We start from the raw sequence: 21,381 nt of genomic DNA on the forward strand, positions 1-21,381 counted from the left end.
GCGAGGCTCCCGTCAGCGTCCATACGAGGGCATCCCGTGGCCACGCTGGGCGATGATGTCGCGCAGCACCTCGTTGGTGCCCCCGCCAAAGCGCATCAGCGGGGCGGCCCGGTAGAGCCGCTCGAATTTGCCGGCCAGCGGCGCCTGTTCGCTGCGGTGCGCCAGCAAGCCGTCCGGGCCGAGGAGATCGAGCGCCAGCGCGGCGATGCGCTGGCGCAGCTCGCTGGTGAACACCTTTTCGACGCTCACCTCGACCGTCGGAATGACGCCGCTGTCGAGGATCGACGCCGCCTCGTAGCCCATCAGGGTGGCCACGGCGACGTCGGCTTCGGCCTGCGCCAGCCGTCGGCGTAACGACGGGTCGTCGGCGGGCACCGTCCCGTCCCGCCGCGGATCGCGCGAAAGCTCGTGCAAGTCCTCGACGGCGCGGCGCAGGTCTCCGGCGTTGGTCAGGGCTCCGCGTTCCAGGTCGAGCGCGCCCGTGATGTAGGTCCAGCCGCGGTTGATCTCGCCGATCAGGTTGGTGACCGGCACCCGCACGTCATGGAAGTAGACCTCGTTGGTGCGATAGCCCGACCACGCGTAGAGGGGGCGGATGTCGATGCCGGCGCTGTCGATGGGCACGATGATGACCGAGATGCCGTGGTGGCGCACACCTTTCGGATCGGTACGGACGCAGAGCCATTCGTGCGTCGCCCGCTGGGCGCCGCTGTTCCAGATCTTGGTCCCGTTGATCACCCAATCCTCGCCGTCACGGGTCGCGGTGGTCCGCAGGCTCGCCAGGTCGGTCCCGGCGTCGGGCTCGGAATAGCCGACCGCGCAGACCATTTCGCCCCGGGCGATCAGGGGCAGCCACTCGCTCTTGTTCCGCTCGGTGCCGTGCCGCATGATCATCGGCGCCACCGACGTCACCGTCAGGTCGGGGCCGGGCACACCCCAGTATTCGAATTCGCTCATCAGCAGATGCAGGTGAACGGCCCCCAGCCCCCGTTCACCGGCGAGACCGCCGTACTCGCGCGGCCAGTTCAGGCCGAACCAGCCCTTGGCGCCGATCTTGCGACGGAACCGCGCCACCTCCCCGTCCGGAAACTCCAAGTCGTGCGCGGCCAGTTCGGCGCGCAGGGCGGGGGTGACGTTCTGGTGCAGAAATTCGCGGACCTCGGCCAGCCAGGCGCGCTGCCCGGCGTCGAGTTCGAAATCCATTCCGGCGCCTATGCCTTTCTCGGAAGTGGCCTTTCTCGGAAGTGGCCTTTCTCGGAAGCCCCGAGGCATTACATCGAGCAGCGCCAGCGTAACTCCGGGGCGAGATCGCGCGTGGCATTCTGCCGCGCACCCGTCGCAAACGGCCGGGGTCGAACTGTAAAACCGCGGTCAAACTCCCGTTAAAACCCGTCGACGCTCTGGCGGATTCGCCGTAGACCTGCGAAGATTCTCGGATCGGTTGGTCGACGCGGACCAGGCCCTCTGCCCCAGCCCGAGGGAGAAATCATGCCCACTGTTGAGATGCGCCTCCGCGAAGATTTGCGCAACTACGCCGTCGAGTTGAGGCAACTGGCGTACACCCTTCCCCTGGGCGTAGGTGAGCACAATCTTCTGCAATTGTCCGATCGCATGCGCGCGGCGGCCGACCAAGTGGTCCGCAAGGGCGCCTGACGCCGCGAGCGATCAGCCGCCCTTGAGGCGGATCTTCCAGCGCACGAAACCCAGATAGATCGCGCTGATGAGCGCCAGCATGCCGACGTCGAACCACCATGCGGCCGGCGTGTGCTGCCAGTGCGAATCCTTCGGGGTCAGCGGGCCGGGTACCAGCTTGGTCAGGTCGGCGGTCGACGCCGACGCCGCGAACCCCCACCGGGCGGGCGTCGCCCACGCCATCTGATCCAGACCCACCCGGCCGGTCACCGGGATCATCCCGCCGGAGAAGACCAACTGCGACATGACGGCCACCACCAGCAGCGGCATGATCTGCTCGTTGGATTTCGCGACGGCCGACAGCGCCAAACCCAGCATGGCCGACGCCACGCATGTCAGCGCGACGTCGGCGAACAACTCCAGGCCGGGCTTGCCGAGCGCCACCGCGCCCTGGGTCGGCGCGCCCTTACCGAGCACCGCGATGATGCTCACGATCGCCGATTGAACGATCGCGAAGACCGTGTAGACACACACCTTCGCCAACAGGTACGCCGTCGTGGACAGGCCAACGGCCTGCTCCCGCAGGAAGATCGCGCGTTCGCCGATGAGGTCGCGGATGGTCAGCGCGGTGCCCATGAACACCGCGCCGACGTTCAGCAGCACCAGGATCTGACCCGGCTCGTTGGGTGCCGCGCCCATCGGATTCGGGATGCCGAAGCCGACATCGCCGGGCACCGACATCGACAGCGAACCCATGATGAACGGGAGCAACGCCAGGAACACGAAATAGCCGCGATCCGAGATGATCAGCCGCAGTTGGCGCCGGGCGATCGTGGAGAACTGGCGGAACAGGCTGGTGTGTGAGGGGTCGCCCAGTTCGGCGGGTTTCTCCGCGGGGGGCGGCGCCGGGGGTGGGCCCGTCCGCGCCAGGTAGCGCGCCCGGGAGCCGTCGGGGTCGCTGGCGACGGTGCTGAAGATGTCGGCCCAGTTGGTGGTGCCCATGGCGGCACCGATCTGGCTGGGCGGCCCGCAGAACGCCGTCTTGCCGCCGGGGGCGAGCAACAGCACCTGATCGCAGACGTCGAGATAGGTCAGCGAGTGGGTGACGACGAGCACCACCCGGCCGGCGTCGGCCAGCTGCCGCAGCATGGTCATCACCTGGCGGTCCAGCGCCGGGTCCAGCCCGGACGTCGGCTCGTCGAGGATCAGCAGCGACGGCCCGGTAAGCAACTCCAGCGCCACCGACGCGCGCTTGCGCTGGCCCCCGGAGAGCTTGTCGACCCGCGTGTGCAGGTGCTGGGTCATCTCCAGTTCCTCGAGCACCCGGGCCACCACCTGGGCACGGTCGTCCTTGGTGGTGTCCGGCGGCAGGCGCAGCTCGGCGGCGTACATCAACGCCTGCTGCACGGTCAGCTGGCCGTGCACCACGTCGTCCTGGGGCACCATCCCGATCCGGCTGCGCAACGAGGCGTACTCGGCGTGGACGTTGTGGCCCTCGAACGACACCGTGCCCGTGCTGGGGTGCGTGTAGCCGGCGACCAGCCGGGCGAACGTCGATTTGCCGGCGCCGGACGGCCCGATGATCGCCGTCAGCGTCCCGGGCAGCGCGGTCAGCGAGATGTTGTCCAGCAGCGTCTTGTTGTTCTCGATCGTCCAGGTCACCCCGCGCACGTCGAGGCCGCCGGTGCGCGTCGCGGTCGCGGTCTGGTCGCGGCGGGCCAGGACGCCGCCGGCGTAGACCAGGTCGATGTTGCCGATCGTGACGACGTCGCCGTCATGCAGCACGGCCGAATCGACGCGGACGCCGTTGACGAAGGTGCCGTTGATGCTGCGGTTGTCATGGATTTCGGTGCCGGTGGGCGCCGGGATCAGGGTGGCGTGGTGGCGTGACGCCAGGACCTCGGGGATGACGATGTCGTTGTCGTTGGCGCGGCCGATCTTGATCGCGCCGGGTGTGGATTCCAGCCCGGCCTTGCCCGGCCGCAGGATCTTCAGCATCGACGTCGCGAGGATCGACGAGTCACCGCCGATGCGGCCCGTCTGGGACGCCGCCGGCTGCGCGGTGGTGGGCGGGGCCGCGTGCACCGCCGACGGCGCCCGGTAGATCTGCGGTGCGGGCTGGGGCGCGCTGGGCGGCGCGGCCATGGGGCCGCTCGCCGGGTAGCGGGGCTGCGGGCCGGACGGCTGGGTCGGGGTCGGGCCGCTGGGCGGCTGGGTCGCGAGGGGTCCGCTCGCTACGGGGCCGGGCTGGGCGGCGGTGGGCGGAGCCGGGTGCCGAAACGAGGCCGACGCCGGCTGCTGGGGCTGGGCGGGACGTTGCGTACCGGTCGGCGGGCCCTGCGGCGCTCCCACCAGTGGCCCGCTGGACGCGCTGACGATCGGTATCGACGTCGTCAGCGGCGGGCGCCCGGCCGTCCCCTGGTGGCGGCCGACCTCGAAGGTCAGCGCGGGGCCGTCGGGGTTGCCGACGTTGACCCGCAGCCCGTCCTGGATGTCGACGACCGGGACGCGGCGGTTGTTCACGTACAGGCCGTTGAGGCTGCCGTTGTCGATGGCGATCCACCGGCCCTGGTCGAACCGCACGATCAAATGTGTGCGGGAGATCAGGGGGTGGGCGACGCGGACGTCCGCGCGAAGGTCACGCCCGATCACTACGTCGTTGCCTGCCGCGAAGGTGCGCTCGGCTCCCTCGTACCGCACGGTCAGCGCAGGCGGGGCTGGTGGGCTCATCAGGACCAACTGTAACGGCAGACCCGCGGGCTGGGCGCGCCGTTCCTGTCCGGCCGGCGCTCCCGCCGGGCGCCGGCAGCGCGCGGTGACCGCAAGCGCCGGAATCGGGGACGGCCGGCGTCCCCCGAGTCACCCTGCGGCGCAATTACTTTCGTCGGCTTCAACCGGCCGCCGCGGCGCGGCGCAGGCGGCGCGCGTTGCGGACCTTACTTCGGACCGCATCCCCGACGGGGGTGACGTCCTTGACGAAGTCCCCGAGGTATTTGATGGCCCGCCTGCCCTCCGGCAGGATGTCGGCGGCCAACGGGAAGTCGTGGATTTGCCCGTCCCACAGGTGCAGATCGCACCGGATCCCGCTGGCTTCCAGGCGCTTCGCCATCAGCTCGGCGTCGGCGAGCAACAATTCGTCCGAGCTCGCGTGAATGGTGACCGGCGGCAACGACGACAGGTCGGCGTCCACGGGCGAGGCCACCGTGGACTCGCCGCGGCCCTCCACCACCTGGGCGTCGCCGAGGTACTGAGCGAACCGCGAGAAGGCACGGCGGGTGAACATCGAGCACTTGCGGGCGTTGCGGTGCTTGAGTTTTCGTTCCGGGTCCGCATCGGTGAACGGCGAGACGGTCGCCACCCCGGCCGGCTCCATGACGTCCTCGCGAATCGCCAACAGCGTGGTCATGAACGCCAGGTATCCCCCGGCCGAATCGCCGGCCACGACGATCCGGTCGCCGTCGTAGCCGCGCTCCTGCAGCCATCGCAGGCCGCTGATCCCGTCGTCGATGGCGTCGGTGATCTGATGCGTCGGCAACTTCCGGTAGGCGACGGTGAGCACGGCGGCGTCGGCCGCCTTGGACAGGCGGGTCACCATCGAGCGGTGCGTGTTGAGGCCGCAGGTGAGGAATGCGCCCCCGTGCAGATACAGGATCGCCCGGTCCCCCGAGACGCCGGGAGCGCGAACCCACTCGGCGGCGCAGTGCTCGAGACGCACCGCTTCGGTGCTGGCCGCCGACCCGACGCGGGGGAACATTCCCGCGAAACTGTCGACGTACTCGAACGGCCAGCGCAGGTTGGGTGTCATGGCCCAGGCGCGGACCGCGTTCTTCACGATCAGGCGGCTGGCGAGCGACACGGCGACCGACTGCGGGCTATGCCGGTGATGCATGCGCCGCGTGGTCGCCACGCTCGGCAAGATATGGACCGGATCGATTGTGCTCACCATGTGTCATCAACTCCTAAGTGGACACCGGGTACCCGGCGTACCCGCTGATCTCGCCCGCAGCAACTGTCGCGTCCGTCACGGTTTGCCCGCGGCAGAGACGGGTACCACTCGGGGGCCGTGATCGCGGCTGTCGCGCGGCCGAAATCAAGCCGGACCGGTTGTGGCCGGGCCCCCCAAATGGCCCAAGATATGAGCGATGACACACGCACAGCATCCGGACCTGTTGCTGGCCGACCGGGTTGCGGTCGTGACGGGTGGTGGGGGCGGCATCGGCGCGGCGACGGCGCGGCTTTTCGCCCGCCACGGTGCGCACGTCGTCGTCGCCGATATCGACGGCGGGCTGGCCGACGAGACCGTCGACGTGATCACGGCGTCCGGTGGGTCCGCGCGGGCGGTCGTCGCCGACGTCCGGGTCCCGGACCAGGTCACCGGCCTGGCCCGAACGGTGCTCGACGGGTACGGCCGGGTCGACGTGCTGGTCAACAACGTGGGCCACTGGCTGCGCCACCCCGGAAACTTCGTCGACACCGACCCGCAACTCTGGGATGAGCTGTACCGGATCAACCTCCACCACGTCTTCCTGGTCACCCGGGCATTCCTGCCCGCCATGGTGGACCGGCACGCCGGCGCGATCGTGAACGTCTCGTCGGTCGAGGGGCTGCGCGGCTACCCGGAGGACCCGGTGTATGCCGCGTTCAAGGCCGGCCTGATCGGATTCACCCGAAGCCTCGCCGTGCAAGTGGGCAACGATGGCGTGCGGGTCAACGCGATCGCCCCCGACGTCACCGAGTCGCTTCAAGTGCCCTACTCGCAATGGCTTTCGCCGCAGGAGCAGACGCAATGGCCGCGATGGGTGCCGGTCGGGCGGATGGGGGTGCCCGACGATCAGGCCCGCGTGATCCTGTTTCTGGCCTCGGATATGTCGTCGTTCGTCACCGGGCACACCATTGCGACCGACGGCGGAACCGGCGCGGCCGGCGGGTGGTTCCGCTCGTCACGTCGGCCGGGCCGCGAGTGGACGAACCGGCCAGTCGACCCCTGAGGGTGTTCGGTGAACCGCGGGCGCCCCTTAAAGCGCTTGTGCGGGACGGAATCTGGCGTGATCGGCGATGATGGTCACCGGGATGCGGGTGCTTGACGGCCGACAAGCGGTGGCCCGGCCACCGCCGTGACCGGGCCACCCTCGATTGTCGCTACTGTTCGGCCTTCTGGCGAGCCTCGTTGATATCGGCGGCCTTTCGGGCGCTTTCGGCCTCGGCCTCCTTCTGCGCGGCCTCGCGCTGCGCGTCGGCCTTGTCCTGTTGGGCCTGGCCCTCGCGCATCAGGTCGTCACGCCCGGCGACCGCGCCGGCGACTTCCTTCACCTTGCCCTTGACGCCCTCGACGACGCCTGCGATGGCTTCCTCGGGACCGCTCTTGTCCGACATACGTACTCCCTCCGTGTCGTGCGTCCTGCTCAGCGTTTATTGCCCAGCGGGCCGGTTCCCAAAACCTCGGGGACGAGTCGCCTTCACCACAGCGCCGCGTGGTCTCACCGCAAGGACCGCAAGCCGCGCCGTTTAATTGCCCTGGGGTTCAGGCTGTTTGGTCATGACCCTGGCCGAATCGGCTACGCTGGTGACCCGATATCGCTGCGCCCGGTCAGCGGCGGGAGGAGCCCTAACAGTGGACATGTGGGAGCTGGTGGCCCGTGAGCAGATCCGCGACACCTTGGCGCGCTACAACTGGTCCGGCGACGCCGGCGCGCTCGACGGCCTCACACAGACGTTCTGCCCGGACGGTGTCCTCGAGATCCGGGGGTTCGACCCGCTGCACGGGCGGTCGGCGATCGCGGAATTCCTGTCCGGTGTCACCGGCAGGGTCGCAACCGACGCCGATGTCACCGCGGGCGTCAAACCGATTGTGCGCCATAACGTCGCCAACGTGTTGTTCACCGAACTGGCGCCCGCCCGGGCGCGCGTCAAGTCGTATTTCACCGTCATCACCCACATCGGGCTGGACCATTGCGGCCGCTACCGCGACATCCTGGTGCCCGAGGACGGCACCTGGCTGCTCAAGCACCGCCAGGTCTCGACCGACTGGGCGGCGCCGGACTCGGCGATGGCCCGCTAGCCCGCCGCAACCCCGTCGTGGTCGCGTCAAACCCCTTGGCCGCGTGTGGTTTTCGCACCGTCTCGGGACACCGGTAGGCGCCGCTGGGAAACCGGGCGGCCGTCGGTGCGGGGCGATTTTCGATCCCGGGCCCACCTGCGATGTTTGCCGGAAGCCCCCGACCGGCTACAGACAAAGTGTCACACCAACGAATTGCGGTCGCCCCGATCGTGCGTTCCCCACGGGGCCTGGGATGACCGATGGTCACGTGACCAGCGGTCAGAGCCGCACACAAGAGACGAGCAGGTATGCAACGACTCAGTGGGCTAGATGCGTTCTTTCTGTACCTCGAATCCCCGACGCAGCCGCTGAACGTTTGCTGCGTCCTGGAGCTCGACCCCGCGACCATTCCCGGCGGCTACAGTTTCGCGCGCTTTCGTGAGGCGCTGGCGGAACGGGTGGACGCCGTGCCGGAATTCCGCCTCAAGCTGGCCGACAACCAGCTGAACTTCGACCACCCGGTCTGGGTGGACGACGACCGGTTCGACCTGGCCCGCCACCTTCACCGCGTCGCCCTGCCCGCGCCCGGCGGACCCGAAGAGTTAGCGGACATCTGCGGCCACGTCGCCGGGCTGGCACTGGATCGCGATCGTCCGCTGTGGGAAATGTGGGTGATCGAAGGCCTGCGCGGCGGCGCCGCGCTGTCCGTCCTCCTCAAGGCCCACCACGCGGTGATCGATGGTGTGGGCGGGGCCAACCTGCTCGCGCAGCTGTGCAGCCCCGCGCCCGATGGAACGCCGCCCAAACCGGCCGCGCGCACCGGCGGGGCGAATCCCCTGCAGATCGCCGCCAGCGGGCTGATCGGGGCGGCGCTGCGGCCGTGGCGGCTGGCCAGGGTGGTGCCGGCCACGGCGCTCACGCTGGCGCAGACGTTGCTGCGCGCCCGCGGCGGCGGCCACACGATGGCGGCCCCGTTCGCGGCACCGCCGACGGCGTTCAACGGCCGGTTCACCCGGCGCCGCAACGTCGCCCTGGCCACCGTCGAGCTGGACGACGTCAAAACCGTCAAACAGCGATTCGGCGTGACCGTCAACGACGTGGTGACGGCGATGTGTGCGGGCGCGCTGCGACAGTTCTTCTCCGACCGCGACGCCCTGCCGGACATCCCGATGGTCGCCAGCGTGCCGGTGTCCGTGCACGGCAAGTCGTCCCGGCCGGGCCGCAACCAGACGACCTGGATGCTGTGCCGGCTCGAAACCCACATCGCCGATCCCGTCGAACGCCTCAGCCGGATCGCCGGCGGGAACGCCGCGGCCAAGGACCACGCCGCCGCGATGGGTCCGACCCTGCTGCAGGACTGGACGCAAGTGGCCGGGCAGACCATGTTCGGCGCCGCAATGAAACTGCTGCCCCGCATCCGCCTGCCCGAGAAGCCGCCGCACAACCTGGTGATGTCGAACGTGGCCGGGCCGCGAGACCAGCTCTACTTTTTAGGCTGCCGGCTCGATGCGATGTACCCCCTGGGTCCGATCATCGCCGGCGCCGGGCTCAACATCACCGTGATGTCGCTGGGCGGCCGGCTCGGCGTCGGCATCATTTCCTGCCCCGACCTCGTGCCCGACCTGTGGGACTTGGCCGAGGCATTCCCCGTCGCCCTCAAAGAGCTGATGAATTCGAGCGCGCCGGTCCGCGGCCGAACCTGACCCGAACCCATCCCTGGCCCGTTCAGCGGAACCACGTCCCCCGTCCGCGCCGCGACATGGCAAGGTGACATCCGTGGCAGACACTTCTGGACAGACTCTCGCGGAACAAGACCTGCGCGAAATCGGCACGGAAAAAGGCGCTTTGCGCTACTACGACACTGGGGACAGCGGGGCCCCCGATTCCGCCCCGGTGCTGCTGTTCCTGCACGGGTCCGGTCCCGGCGTCACCGGGTGGCGCAACTTCCGGGGCGTGCTGCCGGCCTTCGCCAAGCGGTTCCGCTGCCTGATCCTGGAATTCCCCGGGTTCGGGGTCAGCGACGACTTCGGCGGCCACCCGATGGTGACCGCGTTCGGCACGGTCGCGCCCTTCTTGGACGCGCTCGGCGTCGCCACGGTGCACATCGTCGGCAACTCGATGGGCGGTGGCGTGGGCATCAACTTCGCCACCCACAATCCCGACCGCGTCGACCGGCTGGTGACCATCGGCGGGATCGGCACCAACATCTTCAGCCCCAGCCCCAGCGAGGGCATCCGGTTGCTGCAGGAATTCGTCGAGGACCCGACGCGGCAGCGCCTGGTCGACTGGCTCAAGTCGATGGTCTACGACCAGGCGCTGGTCACCGAGCAGTTGATCGAGGAGCGCTGGCAGCTGGCCACCGACCCCGACACGCTGGCCGCGGCGCGACGCATGTACGGCAAGGCGGCGTTCGGCGCGATGAACGCCGCGCTGGCCGCCTCCGACCGGCCGCTGCCGTGGGCGGTCATGCACAAGCTCACCGCGCCCACCCTGCTGACCTGGGGTCGCGACGACAGGGTGAGCCCGCCTGACATGGCCCTCATCCCGATGCGCACCATTCCCAACGCGGAGCTGCACATCTTCCCCAACTCGGGGCACTGGGCGATGATCGAGGCCAAAGAAGCGTTCGAAAGCACGGTGCTGGGCTTCCTATCCCGCTAGCCCGCAAGGCCTTTCGTCAGCAGGGCAGGCGCGTCGGGGCTACCGTCGAGCACCCGGCTGGTGCGTGCGCCGATCCGCCACTGACCGGCGACCCGTTGCAGCGCGAAATGGTTTGCGGTGCAACGCCATACGCGGTAGGAGCTTTTCTCCGAGGCCTCTTCAGCGTCCTGGCGGACCAGCACGATGGACTCGCACACCGCCACCGCCGAATCGCCGTCGACCGTGACGACACACGGTCCGAGAAAGTGGCAGCAGCCCTCCGCCACCAGCTTCTGATGGGCGTCGGAGCTGACCATCGCGTGCACGTCGGCGCGGCTCCGCATGCGCCAGCCGTCGACGTCGTAGCTGCCGTCGCTCGCCCACAACGCGGCGGTGGCATCGGCATCGCTCACGCCGGGCATCCGGCGTCGACCGCCGGACCGTACGACGCGATCAACCGGGCGATGTCGCGTTCGTCCTCGAGCCGGCGCACCCGGGCCAGCAGTTCGTCGACGGCGGTCATCATGTCCTCCTCAGCGCTGGGTGGCGCCCGCATCGACGGGCAGGGTGATCGCGGTGATGTAGCGCGCCTCGTCGGACGCCAGAAACAGCGCGGCATTGGCGACATCGACCGGATCGATCCACGGCACCGCAAGCATATTCATCGAGCGCGCCGCGTCGGCGAATTCGGCGCGTGTGGGCGGTGAGTCCAGGTCCGGACGGAAAGCACTGCTGACGATGTCGTTCTGGATCATCGGCGTGTCGACGTTGGTGGGGTTGATGCAGTTGACCCGGACATGATGTGGCGCAAGCTCGTTGGCCAACGAGCGCATCAGGCCGACCACGCCGTGCTTGGCGGCCGTGTAGTGGGCGACCCCGACCAGCCCGCGCAGCCCGGCGATCGAGCTCGTCAGGATCATCGCGCCGGCCCCGCGCTCGATGAGGTGGGGCGCACCGGCGCGGCAGGTGTGCCAGACCCCGGTCAGGTTGACGTCCAGCATGGTGCGCCAAGCGTTTTCGTCCAGCTCGATCGCCATGCCGCGCGACGTGATTCCCGCGGTCGCGCATACTACGTCCAGCCCGCCGAACCGCTCGGCGCCGCGGTCGGTGGCGGCCTGCATGGCGGCGAGATCGCGGACGTCGACGATTTCGGTGTGCACCCGCCCGCCGGCGCCGCTCACCAGCGACGCGGTGGTGTCGAGGTCGGCCGGCGTGCTGGGCGGGATGAGAACGGTGTCAACCGGGCCGCAGACGTCCAGCGCCACGATGTCGGCGCCCTCCTGGGCGAAGCGCACCGCCTGGGCGCGACCGATCCCCCGCGCGGCGCCGGTGACCAGGGCGACCTTGCCTTTCAGCCGCCCGCCGGATGCCGCGCTCATGTCGTCTTCTGCGTCAGCCCGGCATCGACGACGAGCTGGGTGCCGGTGATGTAGCGGGCCTCGTCCGAGGCCAGGAACAGCACCGCGTTGGCGATGTCGACGGGCTCGACCCACGGCACCGGAAGCAGATTGCGGGCCCGCAGCACCTCGGCGGCGTCGTCCTCCGTCGGGTTTTCCAGGTCCGGTCGCAGCCGCCGAAAAGTGGCCTCGTTGAGCACCATTGGGGTCGCGACCGGCCCGGGGTGCACGGTGTTCACCCGGATACCTCGCGGACCGAGCTCGTTGGCCAGCGTGCGGGCCAGCCCGACCACGGCGTGCTTGCTCGCGGTGTAGTGGGCGGTATTGGGCAGACCGCGGATTCCGCTCGTGGAGCTGATGATGACGACCGACCCGCCCGCGTCGCCGTCGCGATCGAACATGTGCGGCGCGCCCGCCCTGACGGTGTGCCAGACGCCGGTGAGGTTGATGTCCAGCGTGCGCTGCCACACCAGCGGGTCCAGCTCCCACGACGGCGCGCCCGGCAGGTGGACTCCGGCGTTGGCGACGATGACGTCGAGGCGGCCCAGTTCGGCGACGCCGGCATCGATGACGGCGGTCACGGCCCCGAGGTCGGTGACATCGGCCAGCCCGGTCACGCAACGCCGACCGCGATCGGCGACCTGCTGCGCGGTGTCGGCCAACTCGTCGGCCACCGCCGGGGCGTCGAGCGCGATCACATCGGCGCCCTCGTCGGCGAAGCGCTGGCAATGCACCCGGCCAGTTCCCTTGGCGGCGCCGGTGACGACGACGACCTTGTCCAGTAAACCCGTCATCGTTCGATTAGATCGAAGCCGCGATAGCCCGCGTCGGCGACCTCGGCGCAGATGTCGTTGTAGGTCGCGAAGCCCCCGACGAACAGCATGAAGCCCCGGGGCTTTCCCGGCACGTTCGCGCCCATGTACCACGAGTTGGCCTTGGTGAACAGGGTTGTCTCGGCGCGGCGGGCGCATTCGGCGCCCCAGCCGTCCACGCTGTCGACGCCTGCTTCGATTGCGGCGTAACCGTGATCGTCGAGGAACGCGATGGCGTCGGCGATCCAGTTCACCTGCGCTTCGGCGTGCAGCACCATGTTCGCCAGCACGGCGGGCGCTCCCGGTCCCGAGATGAGGAACAGGTTGGGGAAGCCGTCGACGCCCAGCCCCAGATAGGTGCGGGGTCCGTGCGCCCAGTCCTCGCGCAGGACGGTCCCGCGGCGTCCGACGATGTCGATCCTGCCCAGCGCCCCGGTCATCGCGTCGAAACCCGTTGCCAACACGATCATGTCGAGATCGTAGTGGGCTTTGGCTTTGTCAATCCCGGTGGTGGTGATGCCGGTCGCGTCGACGGATTCGATCGGGGTGGTGCGGACGCTGACCAGCGACACGTTCGGACGGTTGAAGGTCTGAAAGTAGTTGCTGTCGGTGCAGATTCGCTTGGTGCCGATCGGGTGGTCGTCGGGGATCAGGAGGTCGGCGAGCGCCGGATCGTCGATGACGGCCCGGACCTTCTCCTCGTAGAATTTGCGGGCCTCTTCGTTGGCCTCGAGATCCGTCATCTGGTCCGGGAAGGTCTTCGAGAACAGCACACCGCCGAGCTGCCAACGCTTTTCGAACGCCGCCCGGCGCTCCTCGGGCGTGAAGGCCATGGTCGGCTTCGGCGCGGTGATGTGGGGGGACCCACCGCCGCTGCGCCACGACAGCGCGCGTCGCTGCGGGTAACCGGCCTTGAGCTCGCGGAGTTCGTCGGCCGACAGCGGCCGGTTGCCCGCCGGGACGCTGTAGTTGGGTGTGCGCTGGAAGACGTAGAGGTGTGCGGCCCGCTCGGCGATGACCGGGATCGATTGAATGCCGGAGGATCCGGTGCCGATCACCGCCACCCGCTTACCGCTGAAGTCGACGGGATCCTGCGGCCAGTGCGCGGTGTGGTAAATCTCGCCCGCGAAGGTGTCCAGGCCATCGAAGTCCGGGGTCAGCGCGGCCGACAACGGCCCGGTGGCCATGACACAGAAGCGCGCCGAGATCGTCTGGCCGGCATCGGTGATGACGGACCAGCGCAGCGTCGTCTCGTCGAGTGTCGCCGATGCCACGCGGGTGCTCAGCGCGATGTCGCGGCGCAGGTCGAGTCTGTCGGCGACCCAGTTCAGATACGCGAGGATCTCGGCCTGGGTGGCATAGCGTTCCGTCCAGTCCCAGTCCTGCTGCAGTTCGTCGGAGAACGAGTAGCAGTAATCGACACTCTCGACGTCGCAGCGCGCGCCGGGATAGCGGTTGTGATACCAGGTGCCGCCGATCTCGGGGGCGGCTTCCAGCCCCCGCACCGAGAGACCGTGGGCGCGCAACTTGTGCAGGGCGTACAGGCCGGCGAACCCCGCGCCGACCACGACGACATCGAGAGCCTGCTCGTCGGGATCGTTCACAAGCAGTCACGCTAAGCCTTGCGGCGCTGCGCGCCGCTCCCCCTCCCGGTGACCGGACGCCGGCGGCGAGTTTTCCCGGCCACCGGGCACCCGGCCTCGACGCGGCGCCCGCATCGCCCACGATCGGCGCATGCCGCAAGTCGCGCACGTCGACGTCGAACTGGACGGTCAGCGGCATCGTTTGTGCTGGCCGCCCGGTCAGACGCTGGTCGACACATTGCTCGAGGCCGGCATCGCCGTGCCCCATTCGTGCCGGGAGGGCCGCTGCGGCTCGTGCGTGGCGACCGTGGTCGCGGGCCGGGTCGACATGGCCGCGTGCGACGTGCTGGACGCCGACGATCTCGCGCAGGGCCTGATCCTGGCCTGCCAGGCGCGGCCGGCGGGCGCCGATGTTCATGTCGAATTTTGACCGCGGTGTGTCCGCTCATCGGGATTTCCTTTGGGACGGGCCGGGACTGCGGTAGACCATTACTAGGCACCCACACGTAAGGACAACGATATGAGCGACCGGGTACTCGACCGGGTAGTGGCCATGGCCGATCAGTTGCGCGAACAGGCCGCGGAAGCCGAGCAACTCGGCCGGCTCACCGACGACACCGTCAAGCTGATGAAGGGCGCCGGGCTGATCCGGCTGCTACAGACCAAGCAGTACCAGGGCTTCGAGGTTCACCCCCGCGAGTTCGCCGAGACGACGATGGCCACCGCGGCGCTGGATCCGGCGGCGGGCTGGATCGTCGGCGTGGTGGGCGTGCATCCCTACCAGTTGGCCTACGCGGACCCGAAGGTCGCCGCCGAAATCTGGGCCGACGACGTCGACACCTGGATGGCCTCGCCGTACGCGCCGCAGGGCGTGGCCAAACCGGTCGACGGCGGTTACCTGTTCAACGGTCGCTGGCAATTCAGTTCGGGCACCGACCATTGCGACTGGATCATCCTGGGCGCCATGCTCGGCGACGAGAAGGGCATCCCGTTGATGCCGCCTCAGATGCTGCACATGATCCTGCCTCGCAAGGACTACGAGATCGTCGAGGACTCGTGGAATGTGGTGGGGCTGCGGGGAACCGGCTCCAAGGACGTCATCGTCAAAGACGCGTTCGTCCCGACCTACCGGACCATGGACGCGGCGAAGGTGATGGACGGCACCGCCCAGCGCGAGGCCGGCATGACCGAACCGCTGTACCTGATGCCGTGGTCGACGATGTTTCCGCTCGGCATTTCGGCGGCCACCATCGGCATCGCCGAGGGCGCGCTGGCCGCGCACCTGGATTACCAGCGGGGCCGGGTGGGCGCCACCGGGACGGCGATCAAGGACGACCCCTACGTGATGCACGCGATCGGCGAAGCCGCCGCCGACATCAACGCCGCCCGCCAGGAACTGCTGGCCAACGCCGACCGCATCTACGACATGGTCGCGGCCGGCAAGGAGGTGTCGTTCGCCGACCGCGCGGCCGGGCGGCGCACCCAGGTGCGTGCGGTGTGGCGCGCGGTCTCCGCCGTCGACGAGATCTTCGCCCGCTCCGGCGGCAACGCGGCCCGGATGGACAAACCGCTGCAACGATATTGGCGCGACGTGCACGTCGGCCAGATGCACGCCATCCATGTGCCCGGCACCACCTATCACGCGTCGGCGCTGAGTTCGATCGGCATCGACCCACCCGAGGGCCCGCTGCGGGCGCTGATCTGAGGAGTTATCGGTGACTGACCTGAAAAGCCTTGGCTACATCACGGTTTCGACCACCGATATCGAGCGCTGGCGCCATTTCGCGTTCGGTGTGCTGGGATTCGCCGAAGGGAAGGGACCCGACGAGTCGGCGCTGTACTTGCGGATGGACGAACGCGCGGCCCGGATCATCGTCGTGCCCGGCGACGTTGACCGAGTGGTCACGGTCGGCTGGGAGGTGCGTGACCACCAGGCGCTGCAACGAGTCAAGGCCGCCCTCGACGGCGCCGGTGTCGGTTTCAAGGAATTATCCGTCCAGGAGGCCGACGCCCGCCGCGTCGAAGAGGTGATCACCTTCGAGGATCCGGCCGGCACCACGCTGGAGGTGTTCCACAGCGCGGTGCTCGACCACAGCCCGGTGATCACCCCGTTCGGCGCGAAATTCGTGACGGGCGATCAGGGTCTGGGCCACGTCGTCGTGCCGGCGACCGATTTCAACGGCGTCGTCGACTTCTACACCGAGGTGCTCGGCTTCCGGTCCCGCGGCGCGTTCCGGGTTCCGCTGCCCGCGGAGTTCGGCCCGATCCGGGTGCGGTTCCTCGGCATCAACGCGCGCCATCACAGCCTGGCGATCTGCCCCGCCGCCCAGCAGCGCGACCCCGGGCTGGTCCACGTCATGGTGGAGGTGGACACCCTCGACGCCGTCGGCCAGGCGCTGGACCGCGTCAACGCCGACGGCTTCACCGTCGCGTCCACCCTGGGCCGGCACACCAACGACAAGATGGTGTCCTTCTACGTCCGCGCGCCCGGCGACTGGGACATCGAATTCGGCACCGACGGAATGCGGGTCGACGAAACGTATTACACCGCAGAGGAAATCACCGCTGACAGCTATTGGGGCCACGAGTGGATTCCGGAGCCACCCGCGGCCATGCGCATGTGATCGCCGAAGCTGACGTGACGCCGGTGGCGGCGTCGTCGATCACGTCATGGGACGCCGAGGCCGACGTCGTCATCGCCGGCTATGGCATCGCGGGCGCCGCGGCGGCGGTGGAAGCCGCCCGGTCCGGCGCCGACGTCCTGGTGCTCGAACGCACCGGATCCTGGGGCGGAGCGGCCTCGATGGCGGGCGGATTCATCTATCTCGGCGGCGGCACGCCGCTGCAAAAGGCCTGCGGTTTCACTGATTCCGTCGACAACATGGCGGCGTTCCTCAACGTGGCGATGGGCCCCGGTGCCGACGAGGCCAGGATCGCCGACTACTGCGCCGGCAGCGTCGCCCACTTCGACTGGCTGGTGGGCTGCGGCGTGCCGTTCAAGGCGGAGTTCTTCTCCGAGCCGGGGTGGGAGCCCATGGGCGACCAGGGGCTGATGTACAGCGGCGGCGAAAACTCCTACCCGTTCAACACGATCGCCTCCCCCGCCCCGCGCGGGCACGTCCCGCAGATGCAGAACAAGAAGCAGGGCGAGGCGAGCGCGGGCTACATGCTGATGAAGCCGCTCGTCGAAACGGCCACCGCCGCCGGCGCGCGGGCGCTCTACGACGTGCGGGTGCAGCGGCTGATCGTGGCGTCCGACGGCCGGGTGGTGGGCATCTGCGCGCGCCAGTACGGGAACGACATGGCGATCCGGGCGCGCCGCGGGGTCGTGCTCGGCACCGGCAGTTTCGCCTACAACGACGCGATGGTGGCGCGCTACGCGCCGCGCATCGCGGGACGGCCGGCCGCGTCGATCGAGCAACACGACGGGCAGGCGATCCGGATGGCGCAGGCGCTGGGCGCCGACCTGGCGCACATGGACGCCACCGAGGTCGCGATCTTCGTCGACCCCCAGCAGCTGGTGCGCGGCATCCTGGTCAACGGCCGCGGTCAGCGCTACGTCGCCGAGGACACCTACCCGGGCCGGATCGGCCAGCTCACGCTGTACCAGCAGGACAACGTCGCGTATCTGATCATCGACGGTGACGCCCAGGAGGAGGCGGAGGCGTCGTGGTCGCCGAAGCTGATGCTGCGCCCGGCGACCTGGGTCGCCGACACCGTGGCCGACCTGGAACGCGACATGGGCCTGCCACCCGGCTCGCTGCAGTCCACCGTGGCCGCCTACAACGAGGGCGCCGCCCGCGGCGAGGATCCGCTGCTGCACAAGAAGCCCCAGTGGATCAAGCCGATCGGCTCCCCCGTCGGCGCCATCGACCTGCGGGAAAGCACCGGCGGCTTCACGCTCGGCGGGCTCGCCACCACGCTGGACGCCGAGGTGCTACACGTCAGCGGCGAGCCCATCCCGGGGCTCTTCGCCGCCGGCCGGTGCACCGCCGGACTGGCCGCGTGGGGTTACGCCAGCGGCGTCTCGCTCGGTGACGGCAGCTTCTACGGCCGCCGCGCCGGCCGCTCGGCCGCCAAGGCCTGAGGCCCTTTTCCCCGCGGGCGTAACGCCACGGCGGAATATCGCGCCGAGACTCACCCCTGCGTTACGAGCGCGCGCGAGGAGTGCCTCGTGTTCGCGGGTTCGCGACGCGCGCCCGTGGCGTGTGACAGCGGCCACAGCCGTGTGATAGAACTATATTCCTAATAGGAATATACCAGCCAGGAGGACTCATGTCGGCGCCTGTCGAAACCCCCACCGCGGTCATCGACCGCATCTCGCTGGTCCTGGACGCGTTCGACGGCCCCGGCCGGCTGACGCTGGCCCAGATCGTGCGGCGCACCGGCCTGCCGCGCTCGTCGGCGCACCGGATGCTCGAGCGGCTGGTCCAATTGCGCTGGCTGCGCCGCAGCGGCCGCGACTACGAACTCGGCATGCGGCTGGTGGAATTGGGTTCGCTTGCCGTGCACCAGGATCGGCTGGTGCGGGCGGCCGGCCCGCTGCTGGGTGAATTGCACCGCGCAACCGGGCTCGTCGTGCACCTCGCGGTGCTGGACGGGGCCGACGTCGTCTACCTCGACAAGATCGGCGACCGCATGACCGGCGCGATTCCCACCCGGGTCGGCGGCCGTCAGCCCGCGCACTGTACCGCCGTCGGCAAGGCGATCTTGGCGTATCGCGACGAGGACACCGACCTCGATCTGGGAACCCGCCTGACCAAGTACTCGATCTCCAGCGCCGCGCAATTGGCGGCGGAACTGGCCAAGGTCAGGGCGCACGGCGTCGCCTTCGAGCGCGAGGAGTCCCTGCTCGGGTTCGGTTGCGTCGCGGCACCTATCGGTAGTCCCGGCGAAGCCGTCGCGGCCGTGTCGGTGTGCGGCCCGTTGCAGCGCATGGCGCTTGACCAGCGCCTCGCCGCGCCGGTGCGAATGACCGCGATGGGCGTGTGGCGCAACGTCGAAGACGGCCCGCAACGAGTCGCCCCGACCCTGCAGCCCCTGCGGCCATTGCTGTCCATGCGGTCATCGCACCCTGCCCCGCCGCGGCCACCCGCCCTGCAGTACGCGTGAGCCTCGACCCGCAGATCGCCGAGATCATCGGGCAATTGGACAGTGGGTTTCCCCCGGTCCAGGAGATGAGCGGCGCCGAGGCCCGAGCGCTCATCCGGTCCAGGTTCGTGCCGCCGGCGCAGCCCGAACCGATCGCCGAGGTCGTCGATCGCTCGGTGCAGGGCCGCGGCGGCCCGATTCCCGTCCGCGTCTATCGTCCCCAGGCGGCGGGACCGCTCCCCCTCGTCGTGTATGCCCACGGCGGCGGGTTCGTGTTCTGCGACCTCGACAGCCATGACGGGCTCTGCCGCAGCATCGCCAACCTCATTCCCGCCGTTGTTGTTTCGGTCGGCTATCGGTTGGCTCCGGAGCATCCCTGGCCGGCGGCGGCCGAGGACGTGTACGCCGTCACGCGCTGGGCCCGTGACAACGCCGGCGCGTTCGGTGCCGACCCCGGGCGTCTGGTGGTGGGCGGCGACAGCGCCGGCGGCAACCTGGCCGCGGTGACCGCGGTCATGGCCCGCGACCGCGGCGGCCCGGTGCCGGCGGCCCAACTGCTGCTCTACCCGGTGATCGCGGCCGACTTCGACACCGAGTCCTACCGGCTGTTCGGCCGGGGCTACTACAACCCGAAGCCGGCGCTGCAGTGGTACTGGGATTGCTATGTGCCCTCGCGCGACGACCGCGCGCACCCCTACGCCACACCGCTGAACGCCGACCTGCGCGGACTCCCGCCCGCCGTGGTGGTGGTCGCCGGCCACGATCCGCTGCGCGACGAGGGATTGGCGTACGGCGCGGCGCTGACGGCGGCCGGCGTGCCGACCAGGCAACTGTGTTACGACGGCGGCATCCACGGGTTCATGACGATGCCGATGCTCGACATCGCGCGCCGGGCCCGCCACGAGGCGGCCGCCGCCGTGGCCGAGCTATTACAGCGGTAATTCCCTGGCGGGCAACGCTTCCGCCGCACCGTAACGTTGCCCGGGATCGAGCACGCAATGGGTCCGCCCGAAGACGGTGACCATGCACTTGTTGTTGTGGGTGCAGCGGCTGCGGGTGGCCGGATCGGTGATCATTCTGGAGACCAGGTCCGGTTCGCGCAGCAGGGCCCGTCCCATCGCCACGAAATCGAAGCCTTCGCGCATGCCGGTCTCGACGTGCCCGCGATCGGTGATGCCCCCCAACAGGATCAGCTTGGTGTTGCGCATGAGGGGGACGAACTGGCGGGCATTCTCCAGCATGTAGAGATCGCGGTAGGGATAGTCGCCCATCGCCCACTTTCCGATGAAGCGGATGCCGGTGCGCATCGGCTGGGGCATCACCTGCGCGAACTCCTTGACGGGGACGTCACCGCGAAACAGATACATGGGCTTGAACACCGAAGAGCCCTGGGTCAATTCGATCGCGTCCAGCACGGCGTCGGCATCGAGCAGCGCGGCGGTGCGCAGCGCCTCGTCGACCCAGATGCTGCCCGGCACGCCGTCGTCCATGTCGAGCTTGGCGGTCACCGCGATGCGGTCACCGATCTCGTCTCGAACGCGCCGGGCGATCTGGCGGCACAGCCGCGACCGGTTGTCGATGTCGCCGCCGTATTCATCCCTGCGCCGATTGATCAACGGACTCAAAAACGAGCTCGGCAGGTACAGGTGCCCGAAATGCAGTTCCACGGCATCAAAGCGCGCGTCGGCGGCCACCCGGGCGGCGGCACCGAATTGGTCGATCACCCGGGCGATCTCGGCGCGGGTGATCTCGCGGCAGTAAGCCATGGAGGCGGGGTTGATGAACCTGCTCGGCGCCATGGGCGTGACTCCGGTCAGCCTCTTCTGCGCGACCACACCCGCATGGCCCAGTTGGGCCGAGATGGCCGCGCCGTCCTGGTGGACCGCATCGGTCAGCTTCCGCAGACCCGGCAGGGCCGCCTCGCTCATCACGATCTGGCCGGGCGCGCTGGCGCCCTCGGGCGCCACACAGCAGTACGCGACAGTCGTCATGCCCACGCCGCCCCGGGCGAAGGCCCGGTGGAACTCGATCAGATCATCGGTCACCAAGCCCTGCGGCGATCGGCCTTCCGACGTCGCCGCCTTGATCACCCTGTTACGTAACGTCACCGGCCCCAGCACGGCGGGGGCGAAGGGGTCGGGCGGCGCTGCACTCATGCGGCGACACTGACCCCGCATCGGGAGCTGGTC

At 69.2% G+C, this 21,381-nt stretch carries 19 protein-coding genes and 1 pseudogene; 11 read left to right on the top strand and 9 right to left on the bottom strand.

Features of this window, described 5'->3' with window-relative positions; all coding sequences use genetic code 11:
• Positions 1-12: 12 nt before the first annotated feature.
• The gene (locus G6N26_RS05150) at positions 13-1,203 is read right to left on the bottom strand and encodes an acyl-CoA dehydrogenase family protein (protein WP_083018604.1); all 1,191 of its coding nucleotides are present in this window, start codon (positions 1,201-1,203) and stop codon (positions 13-15) included.
• Positions 1,204-1,488: 285 nt separating this feature from the next.
• On the opposite strand from G6N26_RS05150, the gene G6N26_RS25730 reads away from it, so the two are divergent.
• Positions 1,489-1,653, top strand: coding sequence for a hypothetical protein (locus G6N26_RS25730; protein WP_165605099.1), 165 nt, complete (start codon positions 1,489-1,491; stop codon positions 1,651-1,653).
• A gap of 12 nt (positions 1,654-1,665) precedes the next feature.
• Here the strand turns inward: G6N26_RS25730 and G6N26_RS05155 are convergent, their stop codons facing one another.
• A complete protein-coding gene (locus tag G6N26_RS05155) occupies positions 1,666-4,362 on the bottom strand; it encodes an FHA domain-containing protein (protein ID WP_083018606.1) in 2,697 nt (898 codons plus the stop codon).
• A 160-nt stretch (positions 4,363-4,522) separates the two neighbouring features.
• On the bottom strand, positions 4,523-5,578 hold the full coding sequence (locus G6N26_RS05160; RefSeq protein ID WP_179960292.1) for an alpha/beta hydrolase: 1,056 nt from the start codon (positions 5,576-5,578) through the stop codon (positions 4,523-4,525).
• Positions 5,579-5,774: 196 nt separating this feature from the next.
• On the opposite strand from G6N26_RS05160, the gene G6N26_RS05165 reads away from it, so the two are divergent.
• The gene (locus G6N26_RS05165; RefSeq protein ID WP_083018608.1) at positions 5,775-6,620 is read left to right on the top strand and encodes an SDR family NAD(P)-dependent oxidoreductase; all 846 of its coding nucleotides are present in this window, start codon (positions 5,775-5,777) and stop codon (positions 6,618-6,620) included.
• Positions 6,621-6,771: 151 nt separating this feature from the next.
• On the opposite strand, the gene mbp1 is transcribed toward G6N26_RS05165, so the two are convergent.
• Positions 6,772-7,005: a microaggregate-binding protein 1 gene (mbp1, locus tag G6N26_RS05170; RefSeq protein WP_014942023.1), complete on the bottom strand. Its 234-nt coding sequence runs from the start codon at positions 7,003-7,005 to the stop codon at positions 6,772-6,774.
• Between the two features lie 238 nt (positions 7,006-7,243).
• Here mbp1 and G6N26_RS05175 point away from each other — a divergent pair, with 238 nt between their 5' ends.
• From G6N26_RS05175 to G6N26_RS05185, 3 genes are all read left to right on the top strand, one after another.
• Positions 7,244-7,690 carry a nuclear transport factor 2 family protein gene (locus G6N26_RS05175; RefSeq protein WP_083018610.1) on the top strand — a complete coding sequence of 149 codons (447 nt, stop codon included), beginning with the start codon at positions 7,244-7,246 and terminating at the stop codon, positions 7,688-7,690.
• Between the two features lie 287 nt (positions 7,691-7,977).
• On the top strand, positions 7,978-9,372 hold the full coding sequence (locus G6N26_RS05180) for a WS/DGAT/MGAT family O-acyltransferase (protein ID WP_083018612.1): 1,395 nt from the start codon (positions 7,978-7,980) through the stop codon (positions 9,370-9,372).
• Between the two features lie 73 nt (positions 9,373-9,445).
• Positions 9,446-10,330 carry an alpha/beta fold hydrolase gene (locus tag G6N26_RS05185; RefSeq protein WP_083018614.1) on the top strand — a complete coding sequence of 295 codons (885 nt, stop codon included), beginning with the start codon at positions 9,446-9,448 and terminating at the stop codon, positions 10,328-10,330.
• Here the strand turns inward: G6N26_RS05185 and G6N26_RS05190 are convergent.
• The 4 genes and pseudogenes from G6N26_RS05190 to G6N26_RS05205 all read right to left on the bottom strand — a co-directional run bounded on the left by G6N26_RS05190 (position 10,327) and on the right by G6N26_RS05205 (position 14,122).
• Positions 10,327-10,832 (bottom strand): annotated as a pseudogene (locus G6N26_RS05190) (nuclear transport factor 2 family protein). The gene G6N26_RS05185 and the pseudogene G6N26_RS05190 sit on opposite strands and share 4 nt — an antisense overlap.
• A gap of 10 nt (positions 10,833-10,842) precedes the next feature.
• Positions 10,843-11,688: a mycofactocin-coupled SDR family oxidoreductase gene (locus G6N26_RS05195; protein WP_083018616.1), complete on the bottom strand. Its 846-nt coding sequence runs from the start codon at positions 11,686-11,688 to the stop codon at positions 10,843-10,845.
• Positions 11,685-12,500 carry a mycofactocin-coupled SDR family oxidoreductase gene (locus tag G6N26_RS05200; RefSeq protein WP_083018618.1) on the bottom strand — a complete coding sequence of 272 codons (816 nt, stop codon included), beginning with the start codon at positions 12,498-12,500 and terminating at the stop codon, positions 11,685-11,687. Before G6N26_RS05200 ends, G6N26_RS05195 begins: the two co-directional genes overlap by 4 nt.
• Positions 12,497-14,122 (bottom strand): flavin-containing monooxygenase, encoded by a 1,626-nt coding sequence (locus G6N26_RS05205; RefSeq protein WP_083018620.1) that lies wholly within the window; start codon positions 14,120-14,122, stop codon positions 12,497-12,499. Before G6N26_RS05205 ends, G6N26_RS05200 begins: the two co-directional genes overlap by 4 nt.
• Before the next feature lie 130 nt (positions 14,123-14,252).
• Between G6N26_RS05205 and G6N26_RS05210 the strand changes: the two genes are divergently transcribed.
• The 6 genes from G6N26_RS05210 to G6N26_RS05235 all read left to right on the top strand — a co-directional run bounded on the left by G6N26_RS05210 (position 14,253) and on the right by G6N26_RS05235 (position 20,133).
• On the top strand, positions 14,253-14,531 hold the full coding sequence (locus G6N26_RS05210; RefSeq protein WP_083018622.1) for a 2Fe-2S iron-sulfur cluster-binding protein: 279 nt from the start codon (positions 14,253-14,255) through the stop codon (positions 14,529-14,531).
• Positions 14,532-14,621: 90 nt separating this feature from the next.
• Positions 14,622-15,806 carry an acyl-CoA dehydrogenase family protein gene (locus G6N26_RS05215; protein ID WP_067174024.1) on the top strand — a complete coding sequence of 395 codons (1,185 nt, stop codon included), beginning with the start codon at positions 14,622-14,624 and terminating at the stop codon, positions 15,804-15,806.
• Between the two features lie 10 nt (positions 15,807-15,816).
• Positions 15,817-16,725 carry a biphenyl-2,3-diol 1,2-dioxygenase gene (bphC, locus tag G6N26_RS05220; protein ID WP_083018624.1) on the top strand — a complete coding sequence of 303 codons (909 nt, stop codon included), beginning with the start codon at positions 15,817-15,819 and terminating at the stop codon, positions 16,723-16,725.
• Entirely contained in the window at positions 16,689-18,188 is a 1,500-nt protein-coding gene (locus G6N26_RS05225) for an FAD-dependent oxidoreductase (RefSeq protein WP_083018626.1), read from the top strand. The genes bphC and G6N26_RS05225 overlap by 37 nt, the downstream gene beginning before the upstream one ends.
• Positions 18,189-18,376: 188 nt before the next feature.
• Positions 18,377-19,213: an IclR family transcriptional regulator gene (locus G6N26_RS05230; protein WP_083018628.1), complete on the top strand. Its 837-nt coding sequence runs from the start codon at positions 18,377-18,379 to the stop codon at positions 19,211-19,213.
• Complete coding sequence (locus tag G6N26_RS05235; protein WP_083018630.1) at positions 19,210-20,133, top strand: alpha/beta hydrolase; 924 nt, start codon at positions 19,210-19,212, stop codon at positions 20,131-20,133. Before G6N26_RS05230 ends, G6N26_RS05235 begins: the two co-directional genes overlap by 4 nt.
• On the opposite strand, the gene G6N26_RS05240 is transcribed toward G6N26_RS05235, so the two are convergent.
• Positions 20,122-21,348, bottom strand: a complete 1,227-nt coding sequence (locus G6N26_RS05240; RefSeq protein ID WP_083018632.1) for an NADH:flavin oxidoreductase — start codon at positions 21,346-21,348, stop codon at positions 20,122-20,124. The two genes, G6N26_RS05235 and G6N26_RS05240, sit on opposite strands and share 12 nt — an antisense overlap.
• Between the last annotated feature and the right edge of the window lie 33 nt (positions 21,349-21,381).

It is taken from the genome of Mycobacterium marseillense (assembly GCF_010731675.1).
Lineage (GTDB): Bacteria > Actinomycetota > Actinomycetes > Mycobacteriales > Mycobacteriaceae > Mycobacterium > Mycobacterium marseillense.

Coding starts and splice junctions, on each gene's coding strand:
- G6N26_RS05210 (WP_083018622.1), top strand. CDS start 14,253: ATGCCGCAAGTCGCGCACGTCGACGTCGAACTGGACGGTCAGCGGCAT.
- G6N26_RS05215 (WP_067174024.1), top strand. CDS start 14,622: ATGAGCGACCGGGTACTCGACCGGGTAGTGGCCATGGCCGATCAGTTG.
- G6N26_RS05165 (WP_083018608.1), top strand. CDS start 5,775: ATGACACACGCACAGCATCCGGACCTGTTGCTGGCCGACCGGGTTGCG.
- G6N26_RS05195 (WP_083018616.1), bottom strand. CDS start 11,688: ATGAGCGCGGCATCCGGCGGGCGGCTGAAAGGCAAGGTCGCCCTGGTC.
- G6N26_RS05155 (WP_083018606.1), bottom strand. CDS start 4,362: ATGAGCCCACCAGCCCCGCCTGCGCTGACCGTGCGGTACGAGGGAGCC.
- mbp1 (WP_014942023.1), bottom strand. CDS start 7,005: ATGTCGGACAAGAGCGGTCCCGAGGAAGCCATCGCAGGCGTCGTCGAG.
- G6N26_RS05150 (WP_083018604.1), bottom strand. CDS start 1,203: ATGGATTTCGAACTCGACGCCGGGCAGCGCGCCTGGCTGGCCGAGGTC.
- G6N26_RS05230 (WP_083018628.1), top strand. CDS start 18,377: ATGTCGGCGCCTGTCGAAACCCCCACCGCGGTCATCGACCGCATCTCG.
- G6N26_RS05240 (WP_083018632.1), bottom strand. CDS start 21,348: ATGAGTGCAGCGCCGCCCGACCCCTTCGCCCCCGCCGTGCTGGGGCCG.
- G6N26_RS05200 (WP_083018618.1), bottom strand. CDS start 12,500: ATGACGGGTTTACTGGACAAGGTCGTCGTCGTCACCGGCGCCGCCAAG.
- G6N26_RS05160 (WP_179960292.1), bottom strand. CDS start 5,578: ATGGTGAGCACAATCGATCCGGTCCATATCTTGCCGAGCGTGGCGACC.
- G6N26_RS05180 (WP_083018612.1), top strand. CDS start 7,978: ATGCAACGACTCAGTGGGCTAGATGCGTTCTTTCTGTACCTCGAATCC.
- G6N26_RS25730 (WP_165605099.1), top strand. CDS start 1,489: ATGCCCACTGTTGAGATGCGCCTCCGCGAAGATTTGCGCAACTACGCC.